The organism is Pseudomonas sp. PDM20, from assembly GCF_014852575.3.
Classification (GTDB): Bacteria; Pseudomonadota; Gammaproteobacteria; order Pseudomonadales; family Pseudomonadaceae; genus Pseudomonas.
In genome coordinates, this window is the sequence record NZ_CM181224.1 from 2,774,755 (window position 1) to 2,791,352 (window position 16,598).

At 66.5% G+C, this 16,598-nt stretch carries 11 protein-coding genes; 6 read left to right on the plus strand and 5 right to left on the minus strand.

Annotation, left to right across the window (positions count from 1 at the left end; all coding sequences use genetic code 11):
* The first annotated feature begins 26 nt into the window (after positions 1–26).
* Together IB261_RS12870 and IB261_RS12875 are read left to right on the plus strand one after the other, a co-directional pair.
* Positions 27–827: an aspartyl/asparaginyl beta-hydroxylase domain-containing protein gene (locus IB261_RS12870; RefSeq protein ID WP_192382916.1), complete on the plus strand. Its 801-nt coding sequence runs from the start codon at positions 27–29 to the stop codon at positions 825–827.
* Positions 815–1,795, plus strand: a complete 981-nt coding sequence (locus tag IB261_RS12875) for a sulfotransferase family protein (RefSeq protein ID WP_192382915.1) — start codon at positions 815–817, stop codon at positions 1,793–1,795. The genes IB261_RS12870 and IB261_RS12875 overlap by 13 nt, the downstream gene beginning before the upstream one ends.
* Here IB261_RS12875 and IB261_RS12880 read toward each other — a convergent pair.
* Positions 1,783–2,274: a GNAT family N-acetyltransferase gene (locus IB261_RS12880; protein WP_192382914.1), complete on the minus strand. Its 492-nt coding sequence runs from the start codon at positions 2,272–2,274 to the stop codon at positions 1,783–1,785. The two genes, IB261_RS12875 and IB261_RS12880, sit on opposite strands and share 13 nt — an antisense overlap.
* 123 nt (positions 2,275–2,397) lie before the next feature.
* On the opposite strand from IB261_RS12880, the gene IB261_RS12885 reads away from it, so the two are divergent.
* Positions 2,398–2,700 carry a DUF6916 family protein gene (locus IB261_RS12885; RefSeq protein WP_081516909.1) on the plus strand — a complete coding sequence of 101 codons (303 nt, stop codon included), beginning with the start codon at positions 2,398–2,400 and terminating at the stop codon, positions 2,698–2,700.
* Between the two features lie 23 nt (positions 2,701–2,723).
* On the opposite strand, the gene IB261_RS12890 is transcribed toward IB261_RS12885, so the two are convergent.
* Both IB261_RS12890 and IB261_RS12895 read right to left on the minus strand, forming a co-directional pair.
* On the minus strand, positions 2,724–3,296 hold the full coding sequence (locus IB261_RS12890) for a phage tail protein (protein WP_192223195.1): 573 nt from the start codon (positions 3,294–3,296) through the stop codon (positions 2,724–2,726).
* A gap of 18 nt (positions 3,297–3,314) precedes the next feature.
* On the minus strand, positions 3,315–3,902 hold the full coding sequence (locus tag IB261_RS12895) for a phage tail protein (protein WP_081516911.1): 588 nt from the start codon (positions 3,900–3,902) through the stop codon (positions 3,315–3,317).
* 334 nt (positions 3,903–4,236) lie between these two features.
* On the opposite strand from IB261_RS12895, the gene IB261_RS12900 reads away from it, so the two are divergent.
* Both IB261_RS12900 and IB261_RS12905 read left to right on the plus strand, forming a co-directional pair.
* Positions 4,237–12,330, plus strand: a complete 8,094-nt coding sequence (locus IB261_RS12900; RefSeq protein ID WP_225606119.1) for a DUF4347 domain-containing protein — start codon at positions 4,237–4,239, stop codon at positions 12,328–12,330.
* Positions 12,331–12,392: 62 nt separating this feature from the next.
* Positions 12,393–13,880 (plus strand): TolC family protein, encoded by a 1,488-nt coding sequence (locus IB261_RS12905; protein WP_192223198.1) that lies wholly within the window; start codon positions 12,393–12,395, stop codon positions 13,878–13,880.
* A 90-nt stretch (positions 13,881–13,970) separates the two neighbouring features.
* Here the strand turns inward: IB261_RS12905 and IB261_RS12910 are convergent, their stop codons facing one another.
* Positions 13,971–14,942 (minus strand): DMT family transporter, encoded by a 972-nt coding sequence (locus IB261_RS12910; protein ID WP_151186812.1) that lies wholly within the window; start codon positions 14,940–14,942, stop codon positions 13,971–13,973.
* A gap of 105 nt (positions 14,943–15,047) precedes the next feature.
* On the opposite strand from IB261_RS12910, the gene IB261_RS12915 reads away from it, so the two are divergent.
* Positions 15,048–15,947 (plus strand): LysR family transcriptional regulator, encoded by a 900-nt coding sequence (locus IB261_RS12915; protein WP_192382912.1) that lies wholly within the window; start codon positions 15,048–15,050, stop codon positions 15,945–15,947.
* A gap of 63 nt (positions 15,948–16,010) precedes the next feature.
* Here the strand turns inward: IB261_RS12915 and IB261_RS12920 are convergent, their stop codons facing one another.
* On the minus strand, positions 16,011–16,487 hold the full coding sequence (locus tag IB261_RS12920; RefSeq protein ID WP_192382911.1) for a hypothetical protein: 477 nt from the start codon (positions 16,485–16,487) through the stop codon (positions 16,011–16,013).
* Positions 16,488–16,598: the final 111 nt, after the last annotated feature.

The following is a 16,598-nucleotide window of genomic DNA, read 5'->3' on the forward strand; positions in this document are numbered from 1 at the left end:
GCTTTTCTCGGAGCAGGGAGAGTTCCATGAGCGCGACATCGTTACCCCGCTGCGCCCGGCTTGGGCTGGACATCCCGTTGCAGCCGTTGCTCGACGCATTGGCTGCCGTGGACCAGGCGGCGTGGCAAGGGCATTTCAACCGTGGCTTCTACGAAGGAGACTGGAGCGGCGTTGCGCTGATCACCCCCGACGACGCCCTGATGCCGCTGGCGCCGGGGCAGGGCGCACCGCTGGCCAGCGACCTGTTGCGGCGCAGCGCGGCCTGGCAGGCCGCACTGGGCGCCTTCCGCACGACTATCCGTAGCGCGCGCCTGCTGCGCCTGGGCTGCGGCTCGCGGATTCACGAGCACTGCGATCCTGATCTGGGGCTGCCCGACAGTGACCTGCGCCTGCACCTGCCGTTGCTGAGCCCTGAGGGCGTCGCGTTCCTGGTGGACGGGCTGCAGGTGCCGATGCATCCGGGCGAGTGCTGGTTCATCGATCTCGCCCGCCCGCATCGGGTCGACAATCCGGGGCCCGGGGAGCGCATCCATCTGGTCCTCGACTGCCAGCGCAACGACTGGCTGCTGGCGTTGATCGAGCAGGGGCTGGCGGATACGCCGAACCTGCGTCCTGGTCGGGCGGCCCTGGCATTCGAGCAGTTCCGCGTGCAGGTCGCGCAGGAGCCTGAGCTCGCCCAGGCGCTGCGCTCGATGACCGACAGCGCAGACTTCGTCGCGCGGGTGGTCGCTCTGGGGGCCGCTCGCGACCTGCACTTTTCCGCCGCTGAAGTTCGCGCCACGATGCGCCTGGCCCGCAGAGCCTGGAGTGACCAATGGAGAGCCTGAGCCCCGTGCTGGACCTCAGTGGCTGGCGGCCCATTCGTGCCTGGTGTGACGCACGGGACTGGCGCCTGGACTGGTGCTGGTTCGGCGAGCAGCGCCTGACCCGACCATTCTTCCATGACGACGTGGAGCAGGCCCTGCGCCTGCCTTTCAACCTGGCGTTCCGTCGCGAGACCGGCCTGACGGAGCTGCTCGATTGGCAGCGCGCGAGCCCCGGCTTGGCTCCGAGCCTGCTGGTCTTCCACGCCTCGCGCTGCGGCTCGACGCTGTTGGCACAGATGCTCGCCGGGCTCGACAGTCACCTGGTGCTGTCCGAGCCCGGTCCGCTGGATAGCCTGTTGCGCAGTCACTACCTCCACGAGTGGGAGGCAGGCCAGCAGGAGCGGGCCGTCATCGCGATGCTGTCAGCGCTGGCGCAGAACGCGGGGCCGCCGGCGCAGCATCTGGTGGTGAAGCTCGATGCGTGGAATCTATTCGAGTTGCCGCTGATTCGCGGTTGCTTCCCCGAAACGCCGTGGATATTTCTCTACCGCGACCCGCTGGAGATCGCTGCATCGCACCTGAAAATGCCGGGCATGCAGATGATCCCGGGCCAACTGAGTCCGTCGCCGTTGAACCTGGTCGATGAGCCGGTGGCACCCCGCGAGGAATACATCGCTCGTCGCCTGGGGCGGTTGCTGGCGCTGGCGGTGGAAGCGTGCCGCGGACAGGGCGGCCTGGCAGTGGCTTACGAGGAGTTGCCGCAGGTATTGGGCGGACGCCTGCGCGAGCGCCTGCGGCTGACGACTGGGCAGGTCGAACAGGCCATGGCGGTGAGCCGGCAGAATGCCAAGCGTCCGGGCGAGGCTTTCGTGGCGGATTCCCGCGACAAGCGCGACTCCGCTTCGGCGCTACTGCGTGACAGTGTGGCTCGTTGGGCCGATGCGCCTTACCGGGAGCTGGAGGCGTTGCGCAGGGATCAGGCGGGTTGAACGGGCTCGCGGCGCATCTGCCATTGCGCCTCGTCCGGCGCTCCTCCCAGGCTCGCGAAGCCCAGGCGCTGGTACAGGCGCACCGCAGGATTGTGGCGCATCACCGCGAGCTCAAGCGCCTTGCCCTGATGGTCGGCGTGGGCGACGACCTCGCGCAGCAGCTGCTCACCCAAACCGCGTCCGCGCTGATGCTGTTCGAGACCGATTTCGAGGATGCGCAGGCTGTCCGGGCGGTCGTCCAGGGTCAGCACGCCGATTGCTTCGCCGTCGAGCAGGATCAGTTCGGTAAGGGCGCCTGGATAGTCACTGGCGAAGATGCGCTGCTGCAGTTGCCACTGCTGGTCGAGCAGGGCGGGGCAGGCTGCGATCAGCGCCGCGTCCAGGCCGCGCAGTTGCGCGAACAGGCGCTTCAGCCAGGGTTCGTCGGCGCTGTCGGCGGGGCGGCGAAGCAGGGTGGGGCGGGTCTTTATCTCGCTCATGGGCTGTTGTAGTTTTCCAGGCTTGGATTTCGTGATCAGGCATTCAGGATCAGGGTTTCAGGCTCAGGTTTTCCAGGTTTCGCGAAGGCGGAGCCTGCCATTCAACGATCAGGGAGTGACCTCATGCTCATCGACCTCCAGGGCCTGACGGCCCAGGCATTCAGTTCTGAACTCGGCCAGGTGTTCACTGCGCACACCGTTCCCGATCCGGTCCAGCTGACTTTGCACAACGTGATCGAAGGGCGCGAGGTCGGCGGTGGTTTCCGCACGCCTTTCTCGCTGATCTTCACCACGCCGATGAATGTACTGCTGCTCGAGGCCCAGTATCGCCTGAGCAGCCCGAGCGGGCGCGATTACGAACTTTACCTGGCGCCGCTGGCGGCAACGCCCGGCGACCAGCGCCACTACCAGGCCCTGTTCAGCTAGGGCCTGGCAGCGGGCCGGGTCGATCAGTTGCGGCTGGGGAAGACCCCGAGGGCGCAGATGCACTGGGTCAGCGCCAGATAGGGCTGCAGGATCGAGACAGGCTGGCTGCCGCCGGCCGCCGCCAGTGTCACGTTCAGTTGCCCCTGTGCCGGCAGTTGCACCGAGCCCGGCGCGGGACCGTAGATCTGCACCGTGACGGCATCACGCCCGGCGGCCCCCAGCGACTGCGCCAGCGTATCGCTGGTCGTCGCCTGGCTGGCGCTGGCGGCGCTGCTGGACTCCGACAGCAGCACGGTGGCCTCCGCGGTGGCGCCGTGGGTATGGGTCGGCAGGTTGCTGGTGAGCAGGGTGGTGTGTTCCGTACCGGCCACGGCACCCAGCGGGTAGCTGGCGTTCTGGCCGAGGCCGGCGCGTCCGCCAAGATTGGGCAGGCAGAAAGTGTTGACGCCGTCGCCACCGTAGGTGGTGCCCAGCAGCGCGTAGAGCGTCTGGTTCTGCGAGATGCTCATTTGCTGGCCATTGCAGGTAATCCAGTTTCTCGGCGCGAAGCTGCCGGCAAAGGGCGCGACGACGCCGATATAGCTTTCGACATCCATGTGGTGCTCCTTGAGTCGTCAGTTGCGCGAGGGATACAGCCCGGAAACGCAGATGATGTAGTTGATGGCCTGGAACGGTTGCAGGATGGAGAACGGCTGGGAGCCGCCGGTCATCTGGACGTTGACCGTCGCCGAACTGGACAGCGGCAGGTTCACCGAGCCCGGTGCCGGCGCGTAGATCTTCACGTCGACGGCATCACGGCCGTAGGCGCCATTGGCGGCTGCCAGCACCGAGGTGGCGCTGGGCGTGGCCGAGGTGGCTGCTGCGGTGCTGGTCGGCAACGAGGCGCTGAGGGTGCCGGTGGCGGCGTGGGTGTGCATCGGCATCTGCGCGGTGGTCAGGGTGGTGCTTTCCGTGCCCCCCACCTGGCCGAGCGCGTACATGGATGTACCCGGCGACTGGCCCACGCCGACGGGGACGCGGCCCTGCAGGTTGGGCAGGCCGAAGGTGGTCTGGCCGTTGCCGCCGAAGTTGGTGCCCAGCAGCGAGAACAGCGCGGAGTTCTGCTGGACGGCGAGGATCTGCCCGGCGCAGATCATCCAGCCGCGCGGTGCGAAGTTCGGGGCCCAGCCGCTGATCGAGCCGAGATAGGACTGTTCACTCATGATCATTTCCCTACTTTGAGTTGTTATCGCTTCATCACGGGACTGGCCCGCCGACCATTCCGCTGGCGATCGGGCCGAGAGGAAACATAGACGATATCCATGAGAGCGTCGGGCTCGCGGTTATTGAGCGAATTGCCGGCGAATGCCGGCTATCGGGCCATTGACGTCAGCTTTCCATCAGGCATTATGGTGAGATCAATCCAATAACAATTTGCCAGCTTGCAGTCGTCGTACCGGAGCCGGTGCGGCTTTGCGTGTGTGCTCTCAGGGAGGAGGCCATATGTTCAGGCATTGGTTCGCGTCATCGGCCGTTCGCAAGCATCAGTCCGGCGCCATGCGCTCCCCACTGGCCCTGAGCCTCGAAGCCAGGATGATGTTCGACGGCGCGGTCGCCGCCACCGTCGCGGATACCGCCTCCAGCCAGGCGGCCGATCATCCCGCCGCCCAGGACAAGACACCTTCCGACTCGTCCTCCCACGACACCCTCGCCGCAGCCCCCACTGCTTCCTCCGACCAGCGCCATGAAGTGGTGTTCGTCGACAGCAAGGTCGCCAACTACCAGCAGCTGGTCGCCAGCCTGAAGCCGGGTACCGAAGTGGTGGTGCTCGACGGCAACAAGGACGGCCTGCAGCAGATCGCCCAGTACCTCAACGGTCGCACCGGCATCGACGCCATCCATATCCTCAGCCACGGCGAAGAGGGTGAAGTGCATCTGGGCAACACCGTGCTCAGCGCCGACAACCTGGCCAGCAAGGCTTCGCAGCTGTCCGCCATCGGCGACAGCCTGGACGCCGATGGCGACATACTTCTGTACGGCTGCGACGTGGCCAAGGGCTCCGGCGAAGTGCTGCTTCAGCAGCTATCGGCGCTCACCCGCGCCGACGTGGCTGCCTCCACCGATCGCACCGGCGCCGCGGCCCTGGGCGGCAACTGGACGCTGGAAGCCCACACCGGCAGCATCGAGACGCAGCGCCCCTGGGCTTCCGACAGCGGCCCCGATTATGCCGACCTGCTGGCGCTACCCTCGGCAAACCAGTCGCTGGGCGACATCTACTGGACCAACAACACCGGCGGCAACACGGTGGATGGCTTCACCCTCAGTGAATCCACGGGGGCGGTGCGGATGAGCTCGCCGGACTCGATCTATTTCAGCACGAGCTCCGTGGCCGACGGGGACGGCAACCACTACTACCAGCTGACCTGGACCGCGGATAACGTCGATCTTGGCAAGTTCGACCTGGACGGCCTGGTGATCCAGTCCTTCGGCGGCAACTACCGGCTGGACGTCAGCGCGATTTCCGGGGGCGCGACGGTTACCCAGTCGTTCACCTTCTCGGGTGCACAGGGGCCGCTGACCGTCAACATCGACAGTTCACTGTTCAACGACATCAGTGGTTTTACCCTGCGTGTCACCCAGCTCAACGGCTCTGAAACGGTTGGCAACATCGACCTGCAGCAGGTCCTGCTCACCGACCTGAAGGGACCCAACGCCGACCCGGTGCTCGGCGGGCTCAACGGCAGGACCGCGAGCTTCACCGAGGACAGCGGGCCGACGCTGATCGATGCGGCGGGCCTGGCCACGGTGAGCGACAGCGACTCGGCGAACTTCGATGGCGGTCAGTTGCGCGTGGCGATCACCTCCGGCCAGCAATCGCTGGAGGACGTCCTGGGCATTCGCAACCAGGGGACCGGCGCCGGCCAGATCAGCGTTTCGGGCGCCAACATCTCCTACGGCGGAGTGCTCATCGGCACTTACACGGGGGGCATCGGCGGCAGCAACCTGGTGGTGACCTTCAACTCCGCGGCCACCGCGGCGGCAGCCCAGGCGCTGGTGCACAACCTCACCTACGTGAACAGCAACGGGCTCGACCCCAACACCGCAACGCGCACCATCAGCGTGACTGTCTCCGATGGCGATGGCGGTACCAGCGCAGCATCGAACGTTACCCTCAGCGTGATCGCCACTAACGACGCCCCGATGCTCGCGCCGGCCAACAACGTCATCGGCTACACCGAGAACGCAGCCGCAGTGGCGCTGAGCCCCACGCTGACCCTGGTGGACGATGGCAGCAGCTTCCAGAAGGCCACGGTCACCATCAGCGATCTGCGCGTCGGCGATTCCCTCACCGTCGGCAGTCCGGGCGCTTTTGCCACCAGCTACAACAGTGCCACCGGCGTCCTGACGATCACCGGTGGCGGCAGTGCCGCCGCGTTGCAGGCCGTCCTGCGCTCGGTGAGTTTCTCCTCCAGCTCGGATGACCCGACCTTCGGGGGGGCCGATACCACCCGGCAGATCAACTTCGTTGTCACCGACAGCGCTGGCGACGACTCCAACACCGCCGTCGTCCAGGTGGCGATCACCGCCATCAACGACGCGCCGACCCTGTCCGGCGGCCCTTACACCTGGGTGGGTACCAGCGAAGACACCAGCTCCCAGGCCGTCACGGTCAGCAGCCTGCTGGCCGGCGTTACCTACGCCGACGTCGATGGCCCCGCCAGCGGAATCGCCCTGACAGCCAGCACCGGCGGCAGCGTCTGGCAGTACTCCACCGATGGCGTGACCTGGACCGATGTTGGCGCGGTGTCCAATGGCAGCGCGCTGCTGCTGTCGGGCAGTACCCTGCTTCGCTATGTGCCCGATGGCAAAAACGGTGGGACGGCCACACTGACTTTCCGCGCCTGGGACCAGACCTTCGGCATCGCCTCCCTCAACGGCATTCGCTCCACCTCCGATACCAGCTCCAACGGCGGCAGCACGGCGTTCTCGACAGGCATCGCGCAGGCAACGATCAGCGTCAGCAGCGTCAACGATGCGCCCGTGTTGAGCCCCTCCAGCCCGGTGCTCAACACGCTGACCGACGGTGACGTGAATAACGTCGGACAGGCGGTTTCCAGCCTCATCACCGGTCAGGTCAGCGACGTGGACACGGGCGCGGTGCAGGGCATTGCCATCACCGGCCTGAACTCCGGCGTCGGTGGCACCTGGCAGTTCAGCCTGGACAGCGGCGCCAGCTGGCAGGACGTCGGTACGGTTTCCACGGCTTCGGCGCTGCTGCTGCGCAGCAGCGATCGCGTGCGCTTCGTGCCCGACGGCGTCCATGGCACCACTGCCAGCTTCACCTTCAAGGCCTGGGACCAGAGCGGCATCACCGCCGGCCAGCAAGGGTTCAAGCTCGATGCTTCCAGCAGCGGCGGCACCACGCCGTTCTCCTTGGTCAGCGATACCGCCAGCGTTACAGTCGTCGAAGTCAATGATGCGCCGACGGTCACTAGCAGTGGCGGCAACGCGGCGTTCGTCGAAGGGGCGGACGTGGCGTCCACGCCGGTGGTGGTCGACAGCGGCCTCACCGTGTCGGACAACGATTCGCCGCTGCTCTACAGCGCCTCGGTGAAGATCACTGGCAATTTGCGGCCCTCCGAGGATGTGCTCGGATTCACCAACGATCCTGCCACCATGGGTGACATCAGCGGCAGCTACAACGCCGCCACTGGCACAATGACCTTCACTTCCGCCAGTGGCGCCAGCGCGGCCCAGTGGCAGGCAGCGTTGCGCTCGGTGACCTACAGCAACAGCTCGGACACCCCGGACACCGCCACGCGCAGCGTCAGTTTCAGCGTGAGCGACGGCCAGCTCGACAGCGCCGACGCCACGCGCAGCGTGACCGTGACGGCCGCCAACGATTCTCCTCAGCTCAGCCTGCCCGGCGTGATCAGTCTCAGCGAAGACGCTACCGGGATCATTACCGGCATCGTTGTCTCCGACGTCGACGCGGGTACCGGCAACGTTCAGGTCACCTTCACGTTGCCGCCCAACAGCGGCATCCTGTTCGCGACCGTCAGCGGAAACATCGCGGTTGACACGGGGCTCAACACCATCTCCCTCACCGGCAAGGTCGCGGACATCAACGCCTACATCGCCGGGATGAACCTCTTCTACTCGCCGAACGCGAACTTCAACGGCAACGTCACCCTCGGTGTCAGTATCACTGACCTGGGCAACAGCGGTGGCCCGGCGAAGACCGACAGCGGCAGCCTGATCCTGCAGGTCGACGCGGTGAACGATGCGCCGAGCACCCCCGTGGTGCCGTTGTTGCCGGTGAGCGGCAGCGAGGACGTCCCCCTGGTGTTGAACGGCATCAGCTTCAGCGACATCGATGCCGGATCGGGTGTGGTCCAGGCGACCTTCAGCGTCGCCCTGGGCAGCGGCACCTTCAGTGCCCTGGCGGGCGCCGGCGTAACGCTGACAGGCTCGGGCACCAACCAGCTGGTGCTCAGCGGAAGCCTCAGCGATATCAACGCCTTCATCGCCGGCAGCCAGGTGAGCTACCTGTCGGCGGCCAACGCTTCGGGCATCGTCATCGTGACGGTCAGCCTCAATGACCGCGGCAATACCGGCACGGGCGGCGCCAAGGTTTCATCGGCCACCTTCAACCTGGACATCAGCCCGGTGAACGACGCTCCGGTGAACAGCGTGCCGGGTGCCCAGACGGTGCTCTCGAACGAAACGCTGGTCTTCAGCGCCGGCAATGGCAACGCGATCTCCATCTCGGACGTGGATGTCGCGGGTGGGAACCTGCGCGTGACGCTCGTCGGCATCAACGGGCTGATCACCCTGGGCAGCATCTCGGGCCTGTCGTTCCTGGCCGGTGATGGCACAGTCGATGCCATCATGACTTTCGATGGCTCCCTCGCCGACATCAACAATGCGCTCGCAGGGCTGAGCTTCACCCCAATGGCCGGCTACCACGGCGCGGCTTCGCTGCAGATCATCACCAATGACCAGGGGCAGTCCGGCTCCGGTGGCCAGCAGACCGACACCGATATCATCTCGATCAACGTCGAGCAGCCCAACCCGCGTATCGTCGGCGTCAGTGCCGGCACCCCGGACGGCACCTACAAGGTCGGTGATCAGATTCTGGTCCTCGTCGAGTTCGACCAGAGCGTCAGCGTCGACACCACCTCCGGCAGGCCGAGCCTGCTGCTGGAAACCGGCACCATCGACCGCACCGCCCAGTACCTGGGCGGCAGCGGCAGCAACGTCCTGTCGTTCCTCTATACCGTGCAGGCCGGCGACCAGAGTGCGGACCTCAACATTGCCGGCGTCGGCGCGCTGTCGCTCAACGGCGCGAGGATCTTCAACGCGCGCCTGGACGATGCCTTCAGCGACCTGCCGGACCCGGCCAGCATCGACAGCCTGGCCAGTCGCGCCAACCTGGTGATCGACGGCGTGGCGCCTGTCGTCAACAGTGTCACGGTGCCAGCCAACGGCACCTACGTGGCGGGGCAGAACCTCGATTTCGTCGTCAACTTCAGCGAGAACGTGATTGTCGACACCAGTGGGGGCACGCCGAACATCCTCGTGACGCTGGATGGCGGAGGCACCGTACTGGCCCAGTACCTCAGCGGCAGTGGCAGCACAGCCCTGCTGTTCCGCCTGGTGGTATCCAGTGGTCAGTTCGACAGCAACGGCATCAGCCTTGGCTCGACCATCCAGACCGGCGGCGGCACCCTGCGTGACAGCGCCGGCAACGACATCAACACAAGCCTGAACAGCGTGGCGAGTACCACCGGCGTGCTGGTCGATGCCGTGGTGCCCACGGTCAGTAGTGTCAGCGTGCCGGCCGGCGCTGCCTACAATGCCGGCGACACCCTGACCTTCACGGTCAATACCAGCGAAACGGTACTGGTCAACGGCGTCCCGAGGCTGCTCTTGGACATCGGCGGCAGCACGGCATTCGCCGATCTGGTTTCCGGTTCCGGCACCTCGACCCTGGTCTTCCAGTACACCGTGCAGGCGGGCGACAACGACGCCGACGGCATCAGCGTGAGCGGTCTGTCCGCCAACGGCGCCACCTTGCGCGACGCCGCCGGCAACAGCATGAACCTGACGCTCAACAATGTGGGCGTTACCAGCGGCGTCATCGTCGACACCGTGGCACCGACACCCAGCGCCATCGTCACCCTTGACCCGTCGCCGACCAATGCCGGCAGCGTGCGTTACACCGTGACCTTCAGCGAAGGCGTCAGCGGCGTCGACCTGAACGACTTCTCCCTGGCCAGCAGTGGTACCGCCGCGGGCAGCCTGAGCGTCCTGCAGCAGATCGACGCGCGTACCTACCAGATTACCGTCAGCGGCGTGTCCGGGACCGGCACCCTGGGCCTGAACCTCAACGCCAGCGGAACCGGCATCCTCGACGCGGCAGGCAACGCCCTGAGCGGCGGGTTGACCGGTGCGGTGTACAGCGTCGACCGCGATGCGCCGACTGTTACCGCGGTCAGCGTGCCGCCGGGTGCGCTCCACAGCGTGGGCGATACCCTCGACTTTGTCGTACAGACCAGTGAGGTGGTGATGGTCGGCGGTTCGCCGCAGTTGGCCATCGACATGGGCGGGCGCACCGTTTATGCCGACTACGTCAGCGGCTCGGGCAGCAACAGCCTGGTGTTCCGCTACACCGTCCAGGCCGGCGACAACGACGCCGATGGCATCCAGATCAGCGGGCTTTCAGCCAATGGCGGCTCCCTGCGTGACGGCACCGGCAACAACATGGATCTGGCGTTGCACGGCGTGGGCTCCACCAGCGGCATCATCGTCGACACCCTGGCGCCGACGCCCGGCGCCATTGTCACCCTCGACCCGTCGCCGACCAATGCCGGTAGCGTGCGCTACACCGTGACCTTCAGTGAAGGCGTCAGCGGCGTCGACCTGAGCGATTTCGCCCTGGTCGGCACCGGCACCGCCGCTGGCAGCCTGAGCGGTCTGCTGCAGATCGACGCGCGCACTTACCAGATCACCGTCAGCGGTGTGTCCGGAACCGGCACCCTGGGCCTGGACCTCAACGGCAGCGGGACCGGCATACTCGACGCGGCAGGCAACGCCCTCAGCGGCGGCCTGACCGGCGCGGTGTACAGCGTCGACCGGGATGCGCCGACGCCCAGCGCCATCGTCACCCTCGACCCGTCGCCGACCAATGCCGGCAGCGTGCGTTACACCGTGACCTTCAGCGAGGACGTCAGCGGCGTGGACCTGAGCGACTTCGCCCTGGTCGGCACCGGGACCGCGGCGGGCACCCTGAGCGGTCTGCAGCAGATCGATGCGCACACTTACCGGATCACTGTCAGCGGCGTGTCCGGCACCGGCACCCTTGGGTTGAATCTCAACAGCAGCGCTACCGACATCGTCGACGCAACGGGCAACGCCCTCAGCGGCGGGCTGACGGGTGCGGTGTACAGCGTCGACCGCGATGCGCCGACCGTTACCGCAGTCAGCGTGCCTGCGGGGAGTCTCAACAACGCGGGCGACACCCTCGAATTCGTGGTGCAGACCAGCGAAGCCGTGGTGGTGGACGGCTCGCCGAAACTGGCCATCGACATGGGCGGGCGCACCGTCTACGCCGACTACGTCAGCGGCTCGGGCAGCAACAGCCTGGTGTTCCGCTACACCATCCAGGTTGGCGACAACGACGCCGACGGCATCCAGGTCAGTGGGCTTTCCGCCAACGGCGGCTCCCTGCGCGACGCCACCGGCAACGCACTGAATCCTTCGCTGAACGGCATCGGTGACAGCCATGGCGTGCTGGTCGATACCCGCGCGCCCACCGCCACTGGAGTCGTGCGGCTGGACCCGTCGCCCACCGGCGCAAGCACGGTGAACTTCCTGGTGACTTTCGACGAGGACGTCAGCGGCGTCGATGCCGGCGATTTCTCCCTGGTGACCAGCAACTCCGCCAGCGGCAGCATACTCTCCGTCGTGCAACTGGATGCCCGCATCTACCGCGTAACCGTCGGCAGCGTGAGCGGGCAGGGCAGCCTGGGCCTGGCGGTCAACGCCGGCGGCATCAGCGATGCGGCCGGCAACGCGCTGGCGAACTCGCTGCGGGGCGACAGCTATGTGATCGGCTCGCTGTCCGATGGTGACCCGGAGTTCCGTATCACCACGCCCAGCGTGCCTGCCGTGCCGTCGCCCACGCCGTTGCAACCCAATGTGCCGGTGGTCGTCACGCCGCAGGGTTCCTCGCCGGTGCTGCCGCCGTCGCTGTTCCCGAGCGAAGGAGCCGGTGGCCTGCCACCGCTGGGCAATATCTTCGTGAACAACGGCGCACCGTCGCAGAGCTTCATTGCCCAAGCCTTTGGCAGCTCGTCGTTTGGCGACGGCAGTGGCAAGGGCTTCCTGGGCTTCGGCGGCGGTGACGCAGGCGTCTTCGGCAGCAGCACGCTGGCCGGCATCTTCGATAGCGACGGTTTCGACGACAGCTCGCCGCTGAAGGCCTTCGACCGTCGCAGCGGCGATATCGACCAGGGCATCCGCGGCATCTTCGGCGCGCCGAGCCTGACGCAGCAACTGCAGCAGATCCACGAATCCGAACAACAACCATTGCGCGAGCTGGCCTGGGCGCTGGGGCAAGTAGCCCAGGACCGCGACGCATCCTGATCACCACATCGCCAAGTAGAAAAAGCACAAGAACGAAGCCGTAACGAGGGGGACGGCCAGGGATGAAAAAACACACGACCTTGCTAGGGATCAGCTTGTTGGCGCTTGCCGTGTCCGGCTGCGCCGTCACCACGCAACCCATCGACCGTAGCGTCAGCGAGCAACGCGCCCGCGACGACCTGCAGGCGATGTTCAAGGATCAGGAGCCGCTCAGCGGCCCGCTGACCCTGCACGAGGCCATGGCCCGTGCGGTGAAGTACAACCTCGAGTCGCGTCTGAAGGTAATGGAGGAGGCGCTGTCGCGCCGGCAACTCGATCTCGCCACCTTTGACATGCTGCCGCGCATGGCGCTCGAGGCCGGTTACGCCGGGCGCAACAACCAGAGCGCTTCCAGCAGCCAGAGCGTGCTGACCAACACCCAGTCGCTGGAACCCTCCACCTCGCAGGACCGCGACCGCGACGTCGCCGACCTGACCATGGTGTGGAACGTGCTGGACTTCGGCGTCAGCTATGTCAGCGCCAAGCAGCAGGCCGACCAGCGCCTGATCGTCCAGGAGCGCCGCCGCAAGGTGGTGCAGACCATCATCCAGGACGTGCGCTCGGCTTACTGGCGCGCGGTCGCCGCACAACGCCTGCTCGACCGTATCGACGCGCTGATGGCACGGGTCGACGGCGCGCGCAAGGACAGCCAGCAGATGAGCCAGCAGCGCATCGGCGACCCGGTCCAGGCGCTGGGCTACCAGCGCGCCCTGATCGAGGCCAGCCGCCAGCTGGAGGAACAGCGTCGCGCACTGTCGCTGGCCAAGACCGAACTGGCTACCCTGATCAACCTGCCGCTGGGTACCGAGCTGACCCTCGCCGCGCCGGAAGGCTACGACGTGCCGGAGCTGAAGGTGGGCCTTGAGCAACTGGAGCAGCAGGCCCTGGCCAGCCGCCCGGAACTGCGCGAGCAGGACTACCAGGCACGGATCAGCGCTGCGGAAACCCGCAAGGCCATGCTGCGTCTGCTGCCGGGCCTGGAGTTCTCCGCTGGCGGGCACTACGACTCCAACAGCTTCCTGGTCAACAACCGCTGGGCCGACTATGGCGTGAAAGTCACCTGGAACCTGTTCAACGTCCTGTCCGCCCCGGCCGCCATCGACGTTGCAAAGGCGGGCGAGGACGTCAACGTGGCGCGCCGGCAGGCCATGTCGATGGCCGTGCTGGCGCAGCTCTACGTGGCCAACGCCAACTACAACGAGGCGCGCCGCCAGTTCGTCACCACCCAGGAGCTGGCCAGCCTGGACACCCAGATCGTCGGCCAGTTGCGCAACCGCCATCAGGCGCAGGGCATCGGTGAGCTGGACCTGATCCAGGGCGAGCTCAATGCCCTGCAGGCGGACCTGCGCCGCGACCTGGCCTACGCCGAACTGCGCAACAGCTATGGCCAGGTATTCGCCTCGGCCGGCGTCGATCCGCTGCCCAGCAACGCCCCCGATACCAAGCTGACCACCCTGGCCAATGGCCTGGCCGAGAAAGAGCGCCAGCTCGACAGCGGCAACGTGCAGTAATCGCCCCAGGCGTGCCAGTGCCGCCGCGCTACTGGTACGCCGAGGGCTATGCGCCTGCTGCGAGCTTGCGGGTCATCCGAGCGGACGCGCTCAACCTGTTGCCTTGCAATCCTCGGCCTGCTGCTTTGGCGCAGGCTGAGGAGCTGCCTTGGCCCCGGACAACCGCGACACGCCGAACAACACCAGTGCCAGCCCGGCAATCTGGTAGACGGTGATCGCCTCACCGAGCAGCGCCCAGGAGGCAAATACGGTCAGCACCGGGCCGAGGTTGCCGAACGCGGCCGCATGGGTGGCGCCCATGCGCTGGATCGCCAGCGCCATCCAGTAGATCGGCAGCACGGTGGAAATCAGTGCCATCAGCGAACCGTGGACCCACACTGCGCCGGGCAAGGTCGCCAGTTGCTGCACGTCGCCGCTCGCCGCGTAGTGGATCAGCACCATCACCGATGAGGCGCCGCCGGCCAGCCCGGCCAGGCGCATCGAGCCCACACGCCGCACCACGGCGGCCGTGCCCATGTAGTAGAGGGCATAGGTGACGGCGCTGGCAAACACCCAGAGCGCGCCAAGCAGTATCTGTCCGTCACCGCCTTCCACACGGATGTCATGCACCAGCGCGATGCCCAGGCCCAGGTAGCACAAGCCCATGGCGACCAGGGTCCGGGAGTCGGGGCGTTCGCGGTTGACGGCCATCTGCAGGAGCAGCACCAGGGTCGGGTAGGTGAACAGGATCAGCCGTTCCAGCCCGGCGCTGATGTACTGCAGGCCGTAGAAGTCGAACAGGCTGGACAGGTAATAGCCGAACAACCCGAGCAGCAGGATGCGCAGGCCGTCGGCCAGCGTCAGGCGGGGCTGTTGCGGGCTGCGGCTCAGCCAGATCAGCCAGAGGAACAGCGGCAGCGCCAGGCCCATTCGGATGGCCAGCACCGTTACCGCATCCACCGGCGCGGCGGCGTAGGAGAGCTTCACGAATACCGCCTTGAGGCTGAAGCCGGTGGCGGACAGCACGGCGAAGAACACACCGTTGCGCAGGCTGCGCTGGTAGAGGGAGGTCAGGCTATTCATGGCGGCACGGATGCAAGGCAGGGGAAAGGCTTTATTCTAGAGAGAAGGCCATTCCACTAGAATCGCAACTTGGCGAACGTGGCTTTCGTTTTTGGAGAATACCCCATGCATTTCGATCTTGCCGACCTGCGCCTGATCGCTGCTATCGCCAGCACCGGCAGCCTGAGCAAGGCGGCGGCTTCGGTGCCGGTGGCGGTCTCGGCGGCGAGCAACCGTCTGCGCCTGTTCGAAGAGCGCTGCGGGCTCTCCCTGTTCGCCCGGCACAGCGACGGCATGACCCTCACGCCAACCGGCCGCCTGGTGCTGGAGGCCGGCCAGCGTGTGCTGAAGGAAGCCCGGCAGCTCAGGGACACCCTGCAGGAGCTGAGCGGAGAGCGGCGCATCACCTTGCGCCTGGCCGCTTCCACGGTGGCCAACAGCACCTTCCTGCCCACCGCGCTGGGGCCATTCCTGGCGGACTACCCGGAAGTGGACCTGCAACTGATCGAGCAGAACAGCAAGGACGTGCTGCGCTCCGTGCAGGAAGGGCAGATCGACATTGGTGTCTACGACGGCAACCTGCCCACCGCCGGCCTGCTGTCGCTGCCGTTCCGCAACGACAAGCTGGTGCTGCTGGTGCCGCAGGATCATCCGCTGGCCAGACAGCACCTGCCGAGCCTGCGCGATGCACTGAGTTTCCCCTTCGTCTGCCTGCCGGCCGAACGCGCCATGCAGCGTTTCGTCGAGGCGATGGCAGTACGCAATGCAATGCCGCTCAAGGTGCGCGTGCGCGCGCCGAGCTTCGATGCCATTGCCCAGTTGGTCGCCCAGCGGGTGGGCGTGGCCATGCTCCCTGAGGCGGCTGCTACACGCATGGCTCAGGAGCTGCCGGCGGTAGTGGTGCCGCTCGCCGACGCCTGGGCCACCCGTGAACTGCGCATCTGCGTGGCTGACTGGGATGCGTTGTCATCCCATGCGCGGCAGTTGGTGACCTACCTGATGAATGAAGGAGCCGCCGCTCGCTGAAACGTGGCGAGGGGGAGTGAGCAGCGGCCAGCCCTGGCAGCGTCGAAAGCTGGCCGCGCGACTTCACGCGGTGGTATTCACCGAGGTGCCGCTGGTGCTGCTGCCGGACTCGGTCAGGGCTTCTGAGTAGGCCGCGGTGGCCGCCGCTACCGCCGCCGAGGCGGACGAGACGCGTGCCTGGGCAGCCTGCGCGGCGATCTGCTGGGCCTGCTTCTCTTCCTCGGTCTGGCCACCGCCCTGGCTGGCCTTGGCCAGTTCCTGCTCGGCCTCTTCCAGCTCCTTCTGCGCCTGCTCCATGGCCTGCTTGAGTTTCTCCAGGGTGGTGTCGGAACTGCTGTCGGAGCTGCCGCTCGCTCCGCCGGCAGCGCCACCAGCCGCTCCGCCAGCAGCCTGCGTGGAAGAGCTGGCCGTGGTCTGGGAAGTGCTGGTGGCATCGCTGGTGGTGCTGTCCTCGCTGCTCGTGGCAGAGGTCGAGGCGGCCGAAGTCGAGGCGGTGGTGTAGCGAACGTTGGTGGCGCTGACGGCGCTGATGGTAGTCATGGATGGGCTTCCGCTGAGGATGGGTATCCGCAATGGCGGCCGCCAGGAAGAGAAATTTAGAGCGGTTTGTTATCGACTTGGTATCGGGCCTGGTACATCAGGCGCACCCCC